Raw genomic sequence first — 17742 nt, forward strand, 5'->3', positions numbered from 1 at the left:
GCCGCTCCCGGAACGAAAACGGGAGCGCCAAGCGCTCCCGTACAACCTATGCTGCCGTTGGCTCCGGAGCCGTCTGCTCTTCCGCGTTGACTTGCTCGCCCCCCGCAGCCCCTGCCCCGATGCGTTCTGCCGTGGAGGTCAGATGCCGCATGGAAAAGAGATGCAGGTAAATCAGTTCCAGATCGTCGTATGCCTGCAGTTCAGCCAACTGTTCGCCGGTGAGCGCCTTCAGGCGCTCCCGGTTCACCGCGAGGAAACCCGACAGCGTCAGCACCTGCCGGTTGCGCAAGGTGAAGCGCGCCTGCATCGACTCGAAAAGCCCGAGATCGTTGAGACGCTTGGTCAGGCCGCGGGTGCGATGGAACTGCACCTGGTAGGCCTGGAGAAAGCCGAGCACACTCTCGAGGTACTGTGTGCGCTCGCCGTCATTGTCGAACAGCCGCTCGCCGCGGCCGGTCCGGTTGCAGCCTTCGAACTCCTCGTCGACGCACAGCGTGAAATTGGCGCCGTCGTCGTCGCTCGAAAACACGAAAGGATATCTGCGCAGGAACGCCGGCACGTACTTGCCGGTCCAGCCGCCCTTGTCGTCGACGAACAGGTTCTCGTTGTCGCGGACCCCCAGCAGCACCACTGGAATGATGTCTTCGCCCTGTCCGGCAAAGACCACCGTATACTCATCCGCGGCGTGCGCGAATTCGGCTGCCATCAACGGCACCGAATTGACGTGGCGCGCATAGGAGAGATCCCCACCGATTTTTACCGAGAGGTCACCGTGGGCCTGTCGCGTCACCGGGACCGCGCGCTCGTATATCAGAAGTTGCTTTGCCATCCCCACCGCACGCAATTTTAATGAGATTCTACCCTAAGGGAACGCACGGTAGCATTGCATATCAGTGATTGGAAAGAGGTTATGGTGACCTCACGTTAGAATTCTGTCGCCGGGCCAAGAAAAGGCCGCAGAACATCCTTGTGATCGCCGAACCGCTCAATATAGGCAGTGTTGAGGCCAAGGCATTGCTTGGACACGCAATTGTCCCGATGCGGACATTGGTAGAAGCCGTTCCTGGCGAATTCGTCCCAAAAGGCAGGGTCGATAAACAACTGCGGCTGGTCGTTAACCAAAAGTATAGAATCCTCGCCCAGCAAGCATTGCGGGAAATTCTTGATCTCGACCTCTCGCCCCATGGCCCGCGCCATGCGTGTGGCCTCGCGCAGATAGGGCAAGGCGTCGAGGTGATTGGCTACCAGCCCCTTCTCGTCCGTTTCCTTCATGGGAAAGTAGAACCAGAACTCCATCTGGGTAAGGTTCTTGAGGTGGCCGAGCGCGCCGACGATGCCAGGCAACAGACGGTAGCTGTCCTCCGTGACCACCGTATTGGTGATCGTGGCGACCCCGTCATAACCATCCAGTATCTCTAGTCCTCGCAACGACTTGTCGAACGATCCCGCAACAGTGGTGATCGCGTCGTGACTCGCAGCATCCGCCCCCGCAATGCTGACAAAGAACTCGTCGACGCCGGCCTCGACAAGCATCGCGCTGTAGGCAGCCCTGCCGAGATGCATGCCATGGGTCTGGATCCTGACATGCTCGAAGCCTGACGCCCGCGCGCGACGTGCAAGATCGGGCAGGTCGCGGCGCAAGGTGATTTCCGATCCGGTCAGGATCAGGCCGCTCCATTCGCCGGTTCGGGCATTGTGCTGCAGAAGCTTGTCGAAGGTGGCGTCGCTTTGCGGCGCCAGCCGGTCCATCGTGCCTTCGATCATGCAGTGCTTGCAAGCAAGGTTGCAGCGGAACTCCATCGTCAGCGAGACGTATTTGGAATGGTCGTATATGGCCATCAGTCGCCCTGCCGCTCAGACAACGCCATAGTAGGCGCTCTTGAGTATTTCGATGCGCCCGTCGACCATACGGTAGTCGATGCCGACATCATAGAGCATGTGATCGAGAAGGTTACTGTTGTCGCGAAGGAATTGCTGGATCGCCTGCGGATAGTCGAGCCGCTCGACGAACCAGATCAGTTGGTCGATGCGAATGCGCGAGAAGTATACGCCGTCATTGTGCTTCTTGTTGGCGACCACGACGATGCCGCAATCGCTCAGTTCGGGCCAGAGGATTGACGAAGGGGCGAGCCCGGCAAGGTCGAGATGTGCCGAGGTAACCACCTTGCCGACAATGTCATCCCAGTTCTTTTCGCGGTCGAAGAAGTAATAGAGATTGTCGAAACGAAGCCCCGTCCGGCTCAACTGGTAGCACAGACCCGACGAAACCATGCCGCTCGGGTTGCCCATGTAGACGCTGAGCTCGTCTATTCCACGCTTGCCCTCGCCCAGTTCTCCGTCGAGGTCGATGGAGAACATGAAGTAGGGCCGCTTCCAGGACAGGGAGAGATCCGACGGTGCGAATGGCGCGATGGCAGTCAGCACGCGTTCGATCGAGACCGAACGTTCCAGCCGCTCATAGTCGTAGAAATAGAGCTCCCAGCTGAACCGATCGCCGAGTTTCTTCACACCCCAGACCGTGCGGAACGGGCCGATTTCGGTACGAATGGCCCGCACGATTTCAGCCAGTCTCGGCGGCGCGCCCAGTTCGTCGAGAGAATGCCACAGGAGGCTGGAGGAACGGAGCTTGCCGGCTGTCGGGGCAATGGGCTTGTAGTCCCACAGGCAGTAGTCGAAATAGGGATCGGACGGGCCCGCCCATTCAAGAATGCTCACGCCCCGTCCCCTTCCGCCCCGTTACGCCGAAATACAATGTCGCGAAATCCTGCCCATGGCGGGCACGCCCGCCTGAGATATGGCCAAGGCTCACCGGGCCAAGCCGCATCAGCATCCTCTCCATCTCGCTGTCGAGACCATAGGCGCGCGCGAGACCCCGCAGAGCCGGTTCAACCTCATGTACGGCTAGCCCGGCTGCATAGACATTGACGTCGAAGGACCGACGCGGAGACCCGTCCTCCGACACATCGAGAAAGAATATCCGATCGTCCTCGCAGCGGTAGCGGGCGTGCTCGACAATCGCGCGCGCAGCTTGACCGGACGGGCTTTCGCGGTTCGCTTGCCCGGCAAGGCGGGCATCGATTGCCGCGACGCCCCTGGCCTCCGCCGGCCAGACGTAACGCGAGATTGCCGCCTCATGCGGAGCGAGAGCTCGCCACTTCACGGCAAGATGCACGAGCACATCCCTGGCGGCACGCGCCGCGCCAGCGACCCGGACAGCGCGGACATCAGCGGGAAACTCCAGGTAGACCTTGTACACGCCGGCCACACCGCCCTCATAGCCAAACTGCACGATATCGGCATCGGCAATGCGCGATGCCAGGACATTGAGCATTGCCTCGGGCATGCCAAGCTTTCCGGCAACCCAGGCGAGACGCGCCATAGGGTCCACCCCCAAGGAACTCTTGTGCATGATGGCGAGGAACCGGTCCTCATTGATGACGCCCACGCCGAGCTTGATCGATCGCTCGAGGCCGAACGGCACGTTCATGGTCTCGATCATCGACAGCAGACGTCGTCCACTCGGACCGATCGTCAGGCCAACCAGATCATCCGTTGCGACCTGCCCCATAGCCCCGCCCTGCTAGATCCGAGCCAATATCGACGAAAGCGCCAGATCCGCCAATTCATCCGGCGCGAGGCAACCGTCGAGGACGATGTCGGCGCCTGGCCTAACCCGCTCGCGCTGCAACATGTAACTGCCTGAGATGAACCCCTGGTAGTGATCGAGATATGAGCGCAGCCACCCGACAAAGCTGGAGGCCTCCGCCGGCGCTGCGCGCGCCGCTGCCTCGGCAACCTTGCGGGCAAGAGCGATGTCGGGCGGGGTATCGATCCAGACGAGCAGGTCGATGATCTGCCCGCTTTGGCGGTGCGCCCGCCCCAGGAGCGTGTCGAGCAGGATGACCTTCGGTGCGGGAGTGCGCCGCGACAGGTCGGTCAGGGCGACGACGAGCCGGTCGAGCCCGATTTCGTCATAGTCCGAACCGCGCGCCATCCAGTCGCGCACTTCGGACGGCGGCCTGCTCGTCATCGTTTCGTAGTCGTCATAGTGCAACGAAGGGACCCCGAGCCGACCGGCCAGCGCCCTTGTCAGCGTCGTCTTGCCGCCGCCAGGATGGCCAGATATCGCAACAATCGGCGCTGTCATCGGTGCGCTTTCCGGGCGGTGATCAGGAAGAAGGGCATTTCCAGTTCCATCCATTCCACCACGATGTCATTCATGCCCAATCCGGCCAGCGCCTCGGTGTAGAATCGCGGCTCGCGGAAGAACGGCAGAAACACCAGATTGGCAACCATGGCATAGGTCAGCGGCGCGCCGTCAAGCTTGATCGGCCCACGCTCGAAGATCACCAGTTTCCCACCAGGCTCGAGGACGTCCACGGCCTTGGCGAGGAAGTCCGTGGCATATTCCTCGGGCCAATCGTGCAGCACCGACTTGAAGCTGACGACATCATGCCCGCGCGGCAGCGGTTGGCCCCTGAGGTCGCCAGCCTGGAAGTGCACGCGCCCGCCTTCGGCGAATTGCGCGACGTGCTCGCGCCCCAGTTCACAGACCACCGGCAGATCATAGACCGTCGCCCGCATCCGGGGGTGGCGCGCGCAGGCCTGGCGCGCGAACTCGCCGCTGTTGCCGCCGACGTCGAGCATGCTTCGATATCCGGCAACGTCGAGCCGACCGATGGCCTCCGGCGCCTCGTATCTGGTCAGCGTCGTCGTGTAGGCGACCCAGCGACGCGTCGCGGCCAAATTCTCGGGCGTTACGTCCAGGCACCGGTCATAGCGGAACAGTTCGAACACCTTTGCATTGGCCATGAACCTGGGAACATCGGTCAGCAGGGCCTCGAAATGCTCATGAACGTCAGGCGCCACCAGATTGGCGAACCACAGCTTGGCCTCCAGCAGGTCGCGCACCTGCAGCGCCTGCCCGAATTCTTCGACAAGGCGGTAGCCGTCAGCCTTTTCAACCACTCCGCTCGCCACAAGCAGATCGAGCGTTGCCTGTGTTGCCGCCTGCGGCATCCGACCGAGCGTACCCAACTCTCGTGCCGAGATGCTGCCTTGTCCTGCCAGCAGGTCGATCCAGCCGCGCGACAGGGCAAGCGCAAGCGCACGCGCCGACAATTCGGTCGCCAGGTAACGGTCGACGGCTTCAAATACAGTCGACGGCATCAGATTCTTGTTCCATGAGCATTCCAGTCCTGCCCCCAATTCGCTTCAAGACTTGGTCCCAGGCACCATCATAATTCAAAACCGTTGCTGAAATCACACGCAACATTGCATTGAGGCCGCAACATCTACCGACGCGGGCATCTTTATTTTGACATATTCAAAAAACGCATGTTAGTCCCTTTGCGGATAAGCGAGGGGACACGGACAATGCTTAGAATCTTGTCGAAGACGCTGGCCACCGGAACTGTTGTCCTGTGCGCTGCGGGCTCCTCTCTCGCTGCCGATATCGCTGCGCCCGTCGAAACGGCCTATCAAGCGCCGAGCTGGACCGGCTTCTTTCTCGGCGTCCATGGCGGCATGGCCTCGGGAAACATGGAGTATAAGGAACTGGCCATCCCGGCGCTCCAGCTTCCAGAGCGAATTTTCAATTTCGGGCAGGAAGACGGTGCCTACGGCATCCATGGCGGTTTCGACTACCAGTTCTCGAGCCGCTGGGTAGCGGGCCTTGAGCTTGACTACACGCAGCTCAATTCGCAATACAAGCGCTTCGCAGGCGGTCAAAACAACACGCTTGTCGAAGCCAAGTCCAGCTATTCGGTTTCAGGCCGGATCGGCTATCTGGTCACGCCGGAAACACTGTTTTACGGCCGCCTGGGATATTCGTCGATCCAGTTGGAAGCCGAAGAGCAAGCGGTAGGGACAGCAAAGGGCTCGGTCGGAGCCGTCAAGGCTGGCGTCGGCGCCGAAACGTTCCTGTTCGGCAACGTAACCGGCCGCATAGAAGCCAATTACATCGCCGCCGAAGAGTTCGTCGTTGCCAGCGATTTTGAGGCATACGATCCCAACTACCTTCTGGTCAGCGCCGGTCTCTCCTATCGCTTTGGCGCAAACAACGGCTCGGCTCATGCCTCGGAGCCGGCGGCAGCGATGCAGTTTTCCGGTTTCTACGCCGGCGGCTTCGGCGCGCTGGGCTTCGGTCAGTCGACGCTAGAGGTGATCGACAATCAAAATGCGACGAGTGGCCCATATTCCGACGAAGCGCTCGGATTCGGCGGTTTCGTCGGTTACGACTTCCTGATCAACGATAGGTTCGTTGTCGGCGCGGAAGCGGAAGCGGCCTATGTCAACGCTAAGTTCCACGACCCTGAAATGAACTCGCTTGCGCCCGACTCGACGACCCTTTTCGGTACTCTCGAAGCCACCTATGCGCTTTCCGCACGCGTCGGTTATGTCGCAACGCCTTCGACCCTGATCTACCTGAAAGGTGGCATTGCAGCCATGGCCATGGACGCCAACGAAGATTTCTTCGCGCTCGGCAGCGGCGGCAAGGAGACCCTGTCCGCATATCAGTTTGGCGCGGGCATCGAATCCGCTCTGACCGAAAAGCTGACATTGCGCGTCGAAGGCGTTTACACGAAGGCGACCGACAGCATCATCGCCGACAACTCGCAGATGGGCCAGATCGAGATCCAACCCTCGCTGCTGAGCGGGCGCATCGGCCTCGCCTATCGTTTCTGATAGGTCCGGCCACCCGGCATACGGTCAGCAAAGTGTCGCTAACGCAATCAGCGGATGTGGCTTTCCGCTGAAACCAGCTTCATCTATGCTTCGCATGGCGGCGCGCCGGCATGGCGCATTACGGGGAAACACATGGCAGACAATGGCAAGCAGACAGCCTCCGACGACGAAGGCAAGGCGCGCGGTGTGCAGTGGATAGAAGACCGCATGGGCACGCATTTCGCCAATGTCGTCAATGTCCAGGGCACACGCGAGCAGGTCGACATGTTTTTCGGCACCAACCGGACCTGGAATGTCGAGGATGGCGGCGCCGTCGCCGTTGAACTGTCCAATCGCATCATCCTGACGCCGCTGGCTGCCAAGCGGCTCTGGACCGTGCTCGGCGGCGTATTGCGCGAGCACGAAAGCCGCTACGGCTCCCTCAACGTGGAGTAACGGGCTCAGCGGATGTCCAGCCCCCGGCACAGCGAGCAGATAGCGGATGCCAAGGCAGCCGCGCGCCCGCTTGCCGTGCTCGAACCGGCCCTGTGGCAACGGCTCAATGAAGCCGAAACGTCGAACGAGCTGGCGACCGCATGGCTGGCGCTCCAGTGCAGCATGATTTCGGGCGCCACTGCCGGCATCGTCCGCGAGGCGACGAGCGGCGGTTTTCGCCTGCTTGCCGCATGGCCTGACGCCAATGGCGAGCCCGCCGACCTCCGGGCCACGGCCGACCTGGCCGTCAACGAAGCCCGTGCCGTAGCGCGCGGCGCCAATGGCGGATCGGAGATTGAACCTTCGGTGGCATATCCGGTCGCGCTGGACGGCAAGACGGTTGCCGTCGTCGCCGTCGCCCTGGCCGTCTCGCAGCCGGCTCATGCCAAGGACGAATTGCGCGGCGCCATCCGGCAGTTGCAATGGGGCTCGGCATGGTTGCGCGACCACATGCGCCGGTTGCGCATCGAAGCCAGCAGCGGCAAGCGCGACCAGTCCGCGGCCACCCTCGACTTCATTGCCACGGTACTCGAACATGAGCGTTTCAAGTCCGCAGCGATGGCTGCGGCCACGGAGCTTGCCATCCGCTTCGATTGCGCCCGCGTGAGCATCGGGTTCCGCCGCCGCGGAACGACGAGGCTGGCGGCGATCTCGCATACCGCCCAGTTTGGCCGGCAAATGAGCCTGGTACGCGCGGTGGGCTCGGCGATGGATGAGGCGATCGACCAGCGCGCCTCCGTCCTCTATCCGATCGGCGCGGATGAGGCACTTGCTACCAACGCGCATCGCGACCTCGCGGCCATGCAGCATGACGGCCAGATTTTCACCGCACCGCTGTTCGTGGTCGACAAATTCATCGGCGCCATCACCTTCGAGCGTGGCAAGGATCACGCCTTCGATCCTGAAACCGTTCGCCTTCTCGACGTCATCGCAACCGCCATCGGGCCGATTCTCGACGAGAAGCGGCGCAACGACCGGTGGCTTGTCGTCAAGGCGTTCGAGTCGCTTGGCCTGCAGGTCAAGCGCCTGCTGGGACCGGGCTACATCGGCCGCAAGCTTGCCGTCGCCGGTCTCGTCGGTGCCTGCGCCTTTTTTGCCTTCGCGAGCGATATCTACCGCGTCAACGCCGATGCCGAGATCGAAGGCCTGGAGCGCCGCGCCGTGGTCTCCGCCTATGACGGCTACATCCAGCAAGCCAACGCGCGCGCCGGCGAATTCGTCAAGGCCGGCGACACGCTGGCGACACTCGAGGATCGCGAGCTCTCCCTCGAACGCTTGCGCTGGGTGACCGAGCGCCAGCAGCGCGTCTTCGAACATGATCGCGCGCTGGCCAGCCGCCAGCCCGCGACGATCAACGTGGTGAAGAGCCAGATAGACCAGGCCGACGCGCAACTGCGCCTGATCGACGAGCAGATCGCGCGCACCAAGCTGACGGCGCCGTTCGACGGCATGGTTGTATCAGGGGATTTGAGCCAACGCATCGGCGGCTCGGTGAGCCGTGGCGAAACCCTGTTCGAGATTGCCCCGCTTACCGACTATCGCGTCGTCATGCAGGTCGACGAGCGCCAGATCGCCTCTATCGATGTCGGCCAGACGGGCGAGGTCGTCTTCACCTCCCTGCCCGAACAGGGCTACGCCGTGACCGTCACCAAGGTCACGCCCGTCGCTCAGTCTCGCGAGGGCAAGAACCTGTTCCAGGTCGAAGGGGCGTTGACCGGCAATGCGGAACGCCTGCGCCCCGGAATGATCGGCGTCGCCAAGATCGACATCGGCACCGAACCGCTGATCACGATCTGGACTCGGCCGATGCTCGACTGGCTGCGCCTCGCAGCCTGGCGATGGATGCCGTGAGGTAGCCTCATGGCGAGATCGCTGTTCAGCCCGTCATGGTATCGCGTCGCCGACCTCAAGCTCAGGCTGCGCAGCCATGCCCAGATCCACCGTCAGCAATTTCGCGATGAGGTCTGGTATGTCTTGCAGGATCACCAGACCGGACGCTTCCATCGGCTATCGGCGTCCTCCAACCTGTTTGTCTCCCTCATGGACGGCAAGCGCACGCTCGGCGAGATATGGGACATGGTCGGCCGGCGTGCCGGCGACGATCCGCCCACCCAGGATGAGGCGATCCAGCTTCTTGCCCAGTTGCACGGCTCCGACCTGTTGCAGGGAGCAATGCCACCCGATTTCCAGGAACTGGGCGAGCGCGCGGCCAAGCAGGCACGCAGCGAGGTGCTGAGCAAGCTGCGCAACCCGATGTCGCTCAGGTTGCCACTTTTCGACCCCAACAGCTTCCTCGACGCAACCATGCCGCTGGTCCGGCCGCTGTTCACCGTCTACGGCTTCCTTGCATGGCTGGCGCTCGTGGTCACCGGCATCGTTGTGGCTGTGATGCATTGGCCGGAATTGACCTCCGATGGCACGGACCGGCTGCTCAGCACCTCCAACATCGCCATGATCGTGATGATCTATCCTCTGGTGAAGACCATCCACGAGGCCGGCCACGCATACGCGACAAAGGCCTTCGGCGGCGTCGTCCACGAGGTCGGCATCATGCTCCTTGTGCTGATGCCGGCTCCCTATGTCGACGCTTCGGCTTCCACGGCGTTTCGCGAGAAATGGCGACGCATGCTGGTCAGCGGCGCCGGCATCATGGTCGAGTTCGCCCTGGCTGCGATAGCAATGATCTTCTGGGTCAACGCAGAGCCGGGCCTTGCCCGCGCCGTGGCCTTCAACGTCATGCTGATCGGTGGCGTTTCGACGATCTTCTTCAACGGCAATCCGTTGCTGCGCTTCGACGCCTACTACATCCTCGCCGACCTGATCGAGATCCCCAATCTCGGCAACCGCGCCAACAAGTATTTCTGGTATCTGGTCCAGCGCTACCTTCTCGGTGTCGAAAACGTCGAGAACCCCGCGTCGACCCGCGGCGAGCGCAAATGGCTTTTCTGGTATGCCGTGCTCGCGTTTCTCTACCGCGTCGTGCTCAGCCTGACGATTGCGCTGCTGGTGGCCTCCAAGCTGTTCTTCATTGGCGTGCTGCTGGCGCTGCTGACCTTGTTCAGCACCTTCGTGCAGCCGCTGTTCAAGGGCGCAAAATATCTGCTTACGTCGCCGAAGCTCGACAGCAAGCGTGGCCGCGCACTCGGGACCACCGGAGTGGCTACGGCTACGGTGCTTGCGCTGTTGCTGCTGACGCCCCTTCCCTACGGCACCATTGCCCAGGGCGTGGTCTGGATACCCGACCGCGCCCAGGTGCGCGCGGACACCGGTGGAATCGTAACCGAAATCCTGGCCAGACCCGATGCCGTCGTCGCCGCGGGCGACCCGTTGATCCGGCTTGCCGATCCGTCGATCGACGGGCGCGTGAAGCTCCTCGAAGCACAGGCCGCCGAACTCCGGCTGCGCCATGACGCCGTGCAATTCACCGACCGCACCGCCAGCGACATGATCCTGCAGCAGTTGCGTAACATCGAAGGCATCATCGCGTCCGGCCAGCAGCGGCGCGACGCGCTGGTCATCCGTGCCCGCGACGGTGGCCGTTTCGTGCTGCCCAACGCCGCCAATCTGCCCGGTCGCTATGTCAACCAGGGCGATCTCGTCGGCTATGTCGTCGCTTCCGCAACGCCCGCACTGCGCGTCATCGTTCCGCAGAGTGAAGTGGACCTGGTCCGCGGCCGCACCCTGCGCGTCGACATCCGCTATGCCAGCGAACCAGCGCGCATCGTGCCCGCTCATATCAGCCGCGAGGTGCCTGCCGCCCAGCTCGACCTGCCGAGCCTGGCGCTTTCCACCGAAGGCGGCGGCACGATCGCTGTCCAAAACAGCGGCGGCCCCAACAACCGCCCCCGCGCGCTGGAAGGCCTGTTCGTATTTGATCTCGCACCGGAACAGGCCCAATCGCAGCTCTTGCTCGGAAGTCGCGTCCATGTCCGCTTCGACCATGGCAGCGAGCCGGTGGCCTGGCGCTGGCTGCGCAGCCTGCGCCAGACCTTTCTGAGCCACTTCAATGTCTGACGCCGCCTTCAGCCCGCCCCGGCCGATCCTCTATGCGGAACGGGCCGACAAGAAGAAGTCGCCGCTCGACGATCATGCCGCCAAGGCCATTGCCTACCTGAAGGTCGCCGGAAGCAAGCGCCGCGCCCGTCAGTTGGCGGGGATCGAGCGGAAGGTGACGGCACTGGATGGAGAAATGCGAGGCCTTTCGGATGAGGAGTTGCGCACCCGTGGCCGCCACGTGTCGGTAGCCCTCAAGCGCCAGGCTGGGTTCCCCGAACAGGTCGTGGCCGAAACCTTCGCCGTCATCCGCGAAATCTCGGGACGCTTGAGCGGTCGCCGCCACTACGGCGTCCAGATGGTCGGGGCCTATGCGCTGTTGCGCGGCTATCTCGCCGAAATGGCGACAGGCGAAGGCAAGACGTTGACCGCGGCGCTCGGAGCAGCGACCGCAGCACTTGCCGGCCGTCCGGTGCATGTCGTGACCGTCAACGACTATCTCGCCAGCCGCGACGCCGAACTCACCAAGCCCATCTACGACTGGCTCGGCTTGAGCGTCGGCGTGGTCGTCGCCGGCCAATCTGTCGAGCAGCGCCGCGCGGCCTACGCCTGCGACATCACCTATTGCACCAACAAGGAACTCGCCTTCGATTATCTGCGCGACCGCATCGTCCTGGGCCAGAACGGCGGCAATCTGCGGCTCAAGATGGAAGCGCTGCAAGGCAAGCGGCCGCGCGCCGACCAACTGCGCCTGCGCGGCCTGCATTTCGCCATCGTCGACGAGGCCGACAGCGTGCTGGTCGACGAGGCGCGAACGCCACTGGTCATCTCCGGCGAAGCCAAGGGCGAAATATCGACCGCGACCGCCGAAGAAGCGCTCGGCCTCGCTCGCTCGCTCGAAGCCGGCAAGGACTATGTGCTGATTGCCGCGCAGAAGCGCATCGTGCTGACACCCGACGGGCGCGAGCGCATCGCCAGCTTCGCCGACGAACGCGGCAGGGAGTGGCGTGGCGTCGTCGTGCGCGAGGAGTTGGCTCGGCAGGCCCTTTCGGCGCTGCATCTGTTCCACCGTGGTGAGCAGTATCTAGTGCGCGAGGGCAAGGTGCAGATCATCGACGAGCACACCGGCCGCGTCATGCCCGACCGCGCCTGGAGCGACGGCCAGCACCAGATCATCGAGGTCAAGGAAGGCTGCACGCCCTCGGCACGGCGCACCACGATTGCGCGCATGACCTACCAACGCTTTTTCCGCCGCTATGCGCACCTCTCCGGCATGACCGGAACGGGTCGCCAGGTGGCGCGCGAATTCTGGCAGGTCTATCGCCTCCCCGTTGTGACCGTCCCGACCCACCGACCCCGCCAGCGCATCAACCTCGAAGACCGTGTGCTGGCGACGGACAACCAGAAGTGGCGGGAGGTCATGACTCGCGTGAAGGAGCTAAACGCCCGCGGCATTCCGATACTGCTCGGAACGCGCTCGGTGGCATCCTCGGCCACCGCAAGCGAAAGGCTGACGGAAGCTGGCCTGCCGCATCTGGTGCTCAGCGCAGCACAGGATGACGCCGAGGCCGGGATCGTCGCGTTGGCCGGCGAGCGCGGCCGCATCACGGTCGCCACCAACATGGCGGGTCGCGGCACCGACATTCACATTTCCGACGACATCGAAGCGCTCGGCGGCCTGCATGTGATCATGGTCGAGCGCCATGAAGCCCGCCGCATCGACGACCAGTTGGCAGGCCGCAGCGGTCGCCAGGGCCAGAAAGGCTGTTTCCAGGCTATCCTGTCGCTTGATGACCCGCTGATGGAGTTCGCCGCCAGTGGACTCTTCAAGACATTTTGCCATATGGCCGAGCCAGTCATGGGTGAAACGGCGGCACGCTGGCTCTTGCGCCATGCCCAGCGCCGGGCCGAACGCATCCATGCAGGCATGCGCCGCGACCTTTTGAAGTCTGATGAAAACCAGACGCGTACGCTTGCCTTCACCGGCCGACCGGAGTGACCATGAAGCCTGTTTTCGCCGCCGCACTGCTCCTGTCACAGGCCGTCTCGGCGGCCCATGCCGAGTCGCGGATCTTCGACTGCGTCGCCGAACCGGCCCAGCGCGTGGCGGTCGGAAGCCCGGTAACCGGCCTGCTTGCCTCCGTCCGCGTCGGCCGTGGCGATGAGGTCAAGCGCGGCGAGGAACTGGCACGCCTCGAATCCACCGTCGAGGAGGCCAACGTTGCACTTGCGACGGCACAGGCCAACGCCCGCGAAAACCTGGAGTCGCAACGCACCCGCCTCGATTTGGCGGAGGCCAACCTCGACCGCTCACTGAAGCTGGTGAACTCCGGCACAGTTACCCAGTCCAAGATCGACGAATTGCAGGCGATCGTCGCCATCGCCAGGCGCGATCTCGTCACCGAGGAACTTCGGCTCAAGGTCGCGGCCATCGAGCTCGAGCGGCAAAAGGCGCTGCTCGCCCGCCAGAGCATCAAGAGCCCGATTGACGGCGTGGTGGTGGAACAGAACCTACGCGCCGGCGAGTTCGTACGCCAGGACAGCGCCATCATGACTGTAGCGCAGACCAACCCGCTGCATGTCGAGGCTTACGTGCCCACCGAGCTGTGGGGCAAGATCACCAAGGGGTCGCACGGAACGGTATCGCTCGACCACCCCGCAGGCACCCGCATCGACGCCGAAGTCACCGTCGTCGACCGCATTTTCGACGCCGCAAGCGGCACCTTCAGCATTCGCCTTGCACTCCCCAACGCCGACGCCATGATTCCCGCCGGCCAGCGCTGCAAGGTGAGTTTCGAGGCGACTGCCGCCGGCCAATGACGGCCAGCCTGGTACCTTTTCCCCCGCAGCGTTTCAGCTAGTATCTGCCCAGATTCTCCACGAGGAACTAGCGATGCGGAAACTCGGATATCTTTTGGCACTGATGGTGGCACTAGCGCCGGCATCTCTCCCGCAGCTGGCGGCAGCCCAGGAACGCGTCGAGACGCTGCGCATGCGTCCGGGCGCGACGCAGACAACGGTTCGCGGCATCGTCATTGGCCGTATCAGCGCCTCGTACCGGCTCGAGGCGCGCGCCGGGCAGCGCATGAGCCTGACGCTGAATTCGCGCAATCGCTTCCTTTATTTCAACGTCATCGATCCGCGCGGACGGACGATCGCGCGCGAACAGACGCAATGGGACGGCCGCCTGCCGAATTCCGGCGTTTATACGATCCAGATCTATCTTCTGCGCGCCGAGGCCCGTCGCAATGTGCCCGCGCCATTCTCGCTCGACGTCAGCATCGCCGGCCGTGGCGAGCCCGCCCCCGGTCCCGGCCCGGATCCTGCACCCGGACCGCGTTCCTGGCGCGTCGTCGGCGTCGCCCCCAACGACGTGCTGAACATGCGCGAAAGCCCGTCTCCCCGCGGTTTCGTCGTTGACGAAATTCCCTTCGACGCCAGCGGCTTGCGCAATCTCGGCTGCATCGACGGCCAGGGCTGGTGCAAGGTCCGTTTCCGCGGGCGCGAAGGCTGGGTCAACGGCCGTTTCCTGCGACCGGATTGACCGGGCAGCAGCGAAACGAAAAGGCCGGCCCAAGGGCGCAGCCCAAGGGCGGCCCTTCTTATTCGGCGAAGGCTTCGTTTCGCGCCCTGGAGAATTTCGCAACCAGCACCAACCTGGCTGCCCAGGCATCCAACCTTATGGCTGGCCGCTTGCGAGCGCCATTCTCCTGTTTGCTTAGCTTTTCGGCACCTCAACGTTGCTTACATGACGTGCATCATTCTGCTAACATTCTGACCGTCAGGGGTGCCATCGCGCGGGCGGGTGCGTGACGCTCCTGCATTGAGGAGGAAACCACATGCGCGACTTGTTCGATCATGACGTGCTGCCCCCCGAGCAATACGCCATCATTCTGGAAGTGTATGAATCAGCTCGCCGCGTGGAGGCCAACCTTCCATCCACGCACATAGCCAGTATCGCTGCCCGGCGGCTGATCGCAGCATTCAATGGCAGTTCAGGCTATTCAGGCATCGGCGTCTACGGCATCAAGCCACACTGAAATGCCCATGCTGGATTGGCGACCCATCCTAGACCGCAGGCGGCTGCGCCACCTGCGGTTTTTTCACGCTTGTCAGGCGCATCTGAGCGCACGCGATAGGGGAGCCGCTGGGCGGTGGTCTGGGGTGACGACGGCCCCCCTATCCTGTTGCGCTCTACACGAACAGACCGCGTGATGGGCAGGCGCCGGCACGCTGGCGCATTCAGTGTTCAGCCCTGCCACGCATAAGGTCAATTACGCATTCGAGGTAGAGGGTTGACGACGAAAGCCCCCATAGGCATCCTCATCACATGAAATCAGATGAGCTGGCGGACACCAGACACCTGAAAGTTCAATTGGCGGGGCTTATACTTATATCGACAGTCGCATTTCGCACGTGCGACGACTTCAATTGCGGAGACAACAATCTCCGCAGATCAACTTAATCAGTGCCCAAAAGCATCAGCAGCAGCGATGACTGAGCTTACACTATTCCAGTTTTTTCAGAAACCACCTCTTGGGTTGCATTTCAACCTAGACTACATTCGGTCAGATTTTTTTGACTCTATACCAAAAATCTACGAACCGGGCGCCATCGTAAGCCGGCAAGGCGATAGCAATACGCGCGTTTTCATTGTCGCGTCCGGCTGGTCTTGCATTTCGCGCCACCTGTCTGATGGCAGCCGACAAATCATCGACACTCCTCTCAAGGGGGATATGCTCGGCTTCCCTTCATTCGATAGTGGGGGCATCAACGCCCTTGTGGCCGTTTCCGAAGTTGCACTCTACGAAATCCCGGGCCAGACATTTCGCAGTGTCGTCGACCAGAATGCCGCACTTGGCGCGGTTTTCTCACGCATCGCCGCGCGCCAGCACGCAGTTACCGTCGAGCGCCTGACCAGCGTTTGTCGGCGCAGTGCTATCGAGCGCACCGCGCACTATCTCCTGGAATTGGGCGAACGGGTGGAAAGCTCGACAACGCCCATCCATGGCTACGAATGCCCACTGACCCAGCATGACCTCGCCGACGTGCTTGGCCTCACCCAGATTCACGTCAACAGGACATTGCGCGAATTGCGAGAGCGCGACCTGGTTTCTTTCCGTGCCGGGGCTGTTGAGTTTCTCAACCGTTCCAAACTCGTGAAACTGGCCGGCTTCGACAAGACCTACCTGCAGTACAACTGGCCGACAGCGCTTCGCAAAGGTGCAGGCCCGCGGCAATCGCAACCAGCGATGCGTCCCGCCGATCGCTGACCCCCTGCTCGGACATCTTGAGGGCTGCCATGAGGGCCCGCTTTCGCTCGGCCTGCATGGGCGAACGGCGGAAGAAGGCACTACCCTGGGTTATATTAACCTATGTTAATGAAAAAAGAACTATTTGAGTTACCGTAACACGTTGTTCGCTCGTTTGGGGGACAGTGGACAACCAGAAGAGGAAGCAAAAGACGTTGGAGCGTAATCCCGGCGTCAGAGGTGGTAGCAAAATCGAAAGGCAAGAACTCAGTTAGTTCAAATGGGGTGTGCGAACCGCAATAGAATGCGGTTTTTGTACAGAAAGGGCGGTTATTCCTATGGATTCCAGCTTGGGAGCGCATGGGGGGAGTTCGACTTTACCCTCTGCAAGAAATAACTTGAACGCGTCTCGTTCCGGCGTTGGCATTGAACAACGCCCCCACGATCGTCTTCTTATCATCGACAGTAGAGCGCTCGACCGTGAGTGCCTGGCCAGGGCCCTGGTTTATCACGACCTGGGCATGGAAGTGTCGGCCATGGGCTCGATCGAGGAATGGCGACGGCAAAAGGAATTGCATCCGTCACTGGGGGCAATCCTGCTCAATCTTGGCGGCCAGAGGATCACCGATCCCAACGTCGCCACCGAAATCTCAAGACTGGCCACCGAGTTCAAGTCGGTGCCGGTTGTGATCCTGGCCGATACCGACGAGTTGAAGCAGATCATGAAGGCGCTTGAATGCGGGGCGCGAGGCTATATCCCGACGACCGTCGGGGTTGACGTCTGCGTCGAAGCCATTGGCTTGGCCATCGCCGGCGGCATCTTCATTCCCGCCAGCAGCCTGACCGCGATGCGCCACCTCATCGATTCCAGCAGCCAGGAAACGCGCCCGCTGGCGGGCATGTTCACCATGCGGCAGGTCGAAGTGGTGCAAGCCCTGCGCCGCGGCAAAGCCAACAAGATCATCGCCTATGAGCTCAAGTTGCGCGAAAGCACGGTCAAGGTTCATATCCGAAACATCATGAAGAAACTCAAGGCGACCAACCGGACCGAAGTTGCCTACAAGCTCAACGATCTTTTCCCCGGCGATGCCTAGGCCAGCCGTCTGACCGAAGACGCAAGGGATGCTCAAAGCCCTTGCGTCTACGCGTCGCGATTGGCGCAGATCGCGCCGACGCTGCAGCAAATTACTCCATTCCTGGTGTCAGGAATGGAGTACCCCTCACCTCGTCATCCTTGCCACCGCAGCCGGAACCGGTTTGCGGAAGCCTGTTTGATGACCGATCGGCCGGCCGAATAGCTCGATTGTATCGTCGTACCCCCATTGGACGATCAGTG

Annotated in this window: 16 protein-coding genes; 10 read left to right on the top strand and 6 right to left on the bottom strand. The window is 62.2% G+C overall.

From position 1 onward, the window contains the following. Positions 1-46: 46 nt before the first annotated feature. The 6 genes from PCJ21_RS06030 to PCJ21_RS06055 form a co-directional block, all read right to left on the bottom strand. Entirely contained in the window at positions 47-829 is a 783-nt protein-coding gene (locus tag PCJ21_RS06030) for a SapC family protein (RefSeq protein WP_269930470.1), read from the bottom strand. Between the two features lie 95 nt (positions 830-924). Next, a complete protein-coding gene (locus PCJ21_RS06035; protein ID WP_269930471.1) occupies positions 925-1839 on the bottom strand; it encodes a radical SAM protein in 915 nt (304 codons plus the stop codon). A 15-nt stretch (positions 1840-1854) separates the two neighbouring features. After that, positions 1855-2715, bottom strand: a complete 861-nt coding sequence (locus PCJ21_RS06040) for a hypothetical protein (protein ID WP_269930472.1) — start codon at positions 2713-2715, stop codon at positions 1855-1857. Continuing rightward, positions 2702-3487, bottom strand: a complete 786-nt coding sequence (locus PCJ21_RS06045) for a hypothetical protein (RefSeq protein WP_269930473.1) — start codon at positions 3485-3487, stop codon at positions 2702-2704. Before PCJ21_RS06045 ends, PCJ21_RS06040 begins: the two co-directional genes overlap by 14 nt. 93 nt (positions 3488-3580) lie before the next feature. After that, positions 3581-4147 (bottom strand): uridine kinase, encoded by a 567-nt coding sequence (locus tag PCJ21_RS06050; RefSeq protein WP_269930474.1) that lies wholly within the window; start codon positions 4145-4147, stop codon positions 3581-3583. Continuing rightward, positions 4144-5169, bottom strand: coding sequence for a methyltransferase (locus PCJ21_RS06055; RefSeq protein ID WP_269930475.1), 1026 nt, complete (start codon positions 5167-5169; stop codon positions 4144-4146). The genes PCJ21_RS06050 and PCJ21_RS06055 overlap by 4 nt, the downstream gene beginning before the upstream one ends. Before the next feature lie 207 nt (positions 5170-5376). On the opposite strand from PCJ21_RS06055, the gene PCJ21_RS06060 reads away from it, so the two are divergent. The 10 genes from PCJ21_RS06060 to PCJ21_RS06105 all read left to right on the top strand — a co-directional run bounded on the left by PCJ21_RS06060 (position 5377) and on the right by PCJ21_RS06105 (position 17500). After that, a complete protein-coding gene (locus PCJ21_RS06060; protein WP_269930476.1) occupies positions 5377-6687 on the top strand; it encodes an outer membrane protein in 1311 nt (436 codons plus the stop codon). 132 nt (positions 6688-6819) lie between these two features. Continuing rightward, entirely contained in the window at positions 6820-7122 is a 303-nt protein-coding gene (locus PCJ21_RS06065) for a DUF3467 domain-containing protein (RefSeq protein WP_269930477.1), read from the top strand. Between the two features lie 12 nt (positions 7123-7134). Next, positions 7135-9012 carry an HlyD family efflux transporter periplasmic adaptor subunit gene (locus tag PCJ21_RS06070; RefSeq protein ID WP_269930478.1) on the top strand — a complete coding sequence of 626 codons (1878 nt, stop codon included), beginning with the start codon at positions 7135-7137 and terminating at the stop codon, positions 9010-9012. A 9-nt stretch (positions 9013-9021) separates the two neighbouring features. Continuing rightward, positions 9022-11175 carry a peptidase M50 gene (locus tag PCJ21_RS06075; RefSeq protein ID WP_269930479.1) on the top strand — a complete coding sequence of 718 codons (2154 nt, stop codon included), beginning with the start codon at positions 9022-9024 and terminating at the stop codon, positions 11173-11175. Continuing rightward, on the top strand, positions 11168-13153 hold the full coding sequence (locus PCJ21_RS06080) for a preprotein translocase subunit SecA (protein WP_269930480.1): 1986 nt from the start codon (positions 11168-11170) through the stop codon (positions 13151-13153). Before PCJ21_RS06075 ends, PCJ21_RS06080 begins: the two co-directional genes overlap by 8 nt. Positions 13154-13155: 2 nt before the next feature. Continuing rightward, entirely contained in the window at positions 13156-13974 is an 819-nt protein-coding gene (locus PCJ21_RS06085) for an efflux RND transporter periplasmic adaptor subunit (RefSeq protein WP_269930481.1), read from the top strand. A 73-nt stretch (positions 13975-14047) separates the two neighbouring features. After that, positions 14048-14698 carry an SH3 domain-containing protein gene (locus PCJ21_RS06090; protein ID WP_269930482.1) on the top strand — a complete coding sequence of 217 codons (651 nt, stop codon included), beginning with the start codon at positions 14048-14050 and terminating at the stop codon, positions 14696-14698. Positions 14699-14993: 295 nt separating this feature from the next. Next, the gene (locus PCJ21_RS06095) at positions 14994-15194 is read left to right on the top strand and encodes a hypothetical protein (RefSeq protein WP_269930483.1); all 201 of its coding nucleotides are present in this window, start codon (positions 14994-14996) and stop codon (positions 15192-15194) included. Positions 15195-15647: 453 nt separating this feature from the next. Then, positions 15648-16427 (top strand): Crp/Fnr family transcriptional regulator, encoded by a 780-nt coding sequence (locus PCJ21_RS06100; protein WP_269930484.1) that lies wholly within the window; start codon positions 15648-15650, stop codon positions 16425-16427. A 317-nt stretch (positions 16428-16744) separates the two neighbouring features. Then, positions 16745-17500 carry a response regulator transcription factor gene (locus PCJ21_RS06105; RefSeq protein WP_269930485.1) on the top strand — a complete coding sequence of 252 codons (756 nt, stop codon included), beginning with the start codon at positions 16745-16747 and terminating at the stop codon, positions 17498-17500. Positions 17501-17742 lie beyond the last annotated feature (242 nt).

Source organism: Aminobacter sp. HY435 (assembly GCF_027568395.1).
In the GTDB taxonomy this organism is placed as follows: Bacteria; Pseudomonadota; Alphaproteobacteria; order Rhizobiales; family Rhizobiaceae; genus Aminobacter.

Excerpts from the sequence above, each read along its gene's own strand:
- PCJ21_RS06030 (WP_269930470.1), bottom strand. The coding sequence starts at position 829 with ATGGCAAAGCAACTTCTGATATACGAGCGCGCGGTCCCGGTGACGCGA.
- PCJ21_RS06035 (WP_269930471.1), bottom strand. The coding sequence starts at position 1,839 with ATGGCCATATACGACCATTCCAAATACGTCTCGCTGACGATGGAGTTC.
- PCJ21_RS06045 (WP_269930473.1), bottom strand. The coding sequence starts at position 3,487 with ATGAACGTGCCGTTCGGCCTCGAGCGATCGATCAAGCTCGGCGTGGGC.
- PCJ21_RS06050 (WP_269930474.1), bottom strand. The coding sequence starts at position 4,147 with ATGACAGCGCCGATTGTTGCGATATCTGGCCATCCTGGCGGCGGCAAG.
- PCJ21_RS06055 (WP_269930475.1), bottom strand. The coding sequence starts at position 5,169 with ATGCCGTCGACTGTATTTGAAGCCGTCGACCGTTACCTGGCGACCGAA.
- PCJ21_RS06060 (WP_269930476.1), top strand. The coding sequence starts at position 5,377 with ATGCTTAGAATCTTGTCGAAGACGCTGGCCACCGGAACTGTTGTCCTG.
- PCJ21_RS06065 (WP_269930477.1), top strand. The coding sequence starts at position 6,820 with ATGGCAGACAATGGCAAGCAGACAGCCTCCGACGACGAAGGCAAGGCG.
- PCJ21_RS06070 (WP_269930478.1), top strand. The coding sequence starts at position 7,135 with ATGTCCAGCCCCCGGCACAGCGAGCAGATAGCGGATGCCAAGGCAGCC.
- PCJ21_RS06075 (WP_269930479.1), top strand. The coding sequence starts at position 9,022 with ATGGCGAGATCGCTGTTCAGCCCGTCATGGTATCGCGTCGCCGACCTC.
- PCJ21_RS06080 (WP_269930480.1), top strand. The coding sequence starts at position 11,168 with ATGTCTGACGCCGCCTTCAGCCCGCCCCGGCCGATCCTCTATGCGGAA.
- PCJ21_RS06085 (WP_269930481.1), top strand. The coding sequence starts at position 13,156 with ATGAAGCCTGTTTTCGCCGCCGCACTGCTCCTGTCACAGGCCGTCTCG.
- PCJ21_RS06090 (WP_269930482.1), top strand. The coding sequence starts at position 14,048 with ATGCGGAAACTCGGATATCTTTTGGCACTGATGGTGGCACTAGCGCCG.
- PCJ21_RS06095 (WP_269930483.1), top strand. The coding sequence starts at position 14,994 with ATGCGCGACTTGTTCGATCATGACGTGCTGCCCCCCGAGCAATACGCC.
- PCJ21_RS06100 (WP_269930484.1), top strand. The coding sequence starts at position 15,648 with ATGACTGAGCTTACACTATTCCAGTTTTTTCAGAAACCACCTCTTGGG.
- PCJ21_RS06105 (WP_269930485.1), top strand. The coding sequence starts at position 16,745 with ATGGATTCCAGCTTGGGAGCGCATGGGGGGAGTTCGACTTTACCCTCT.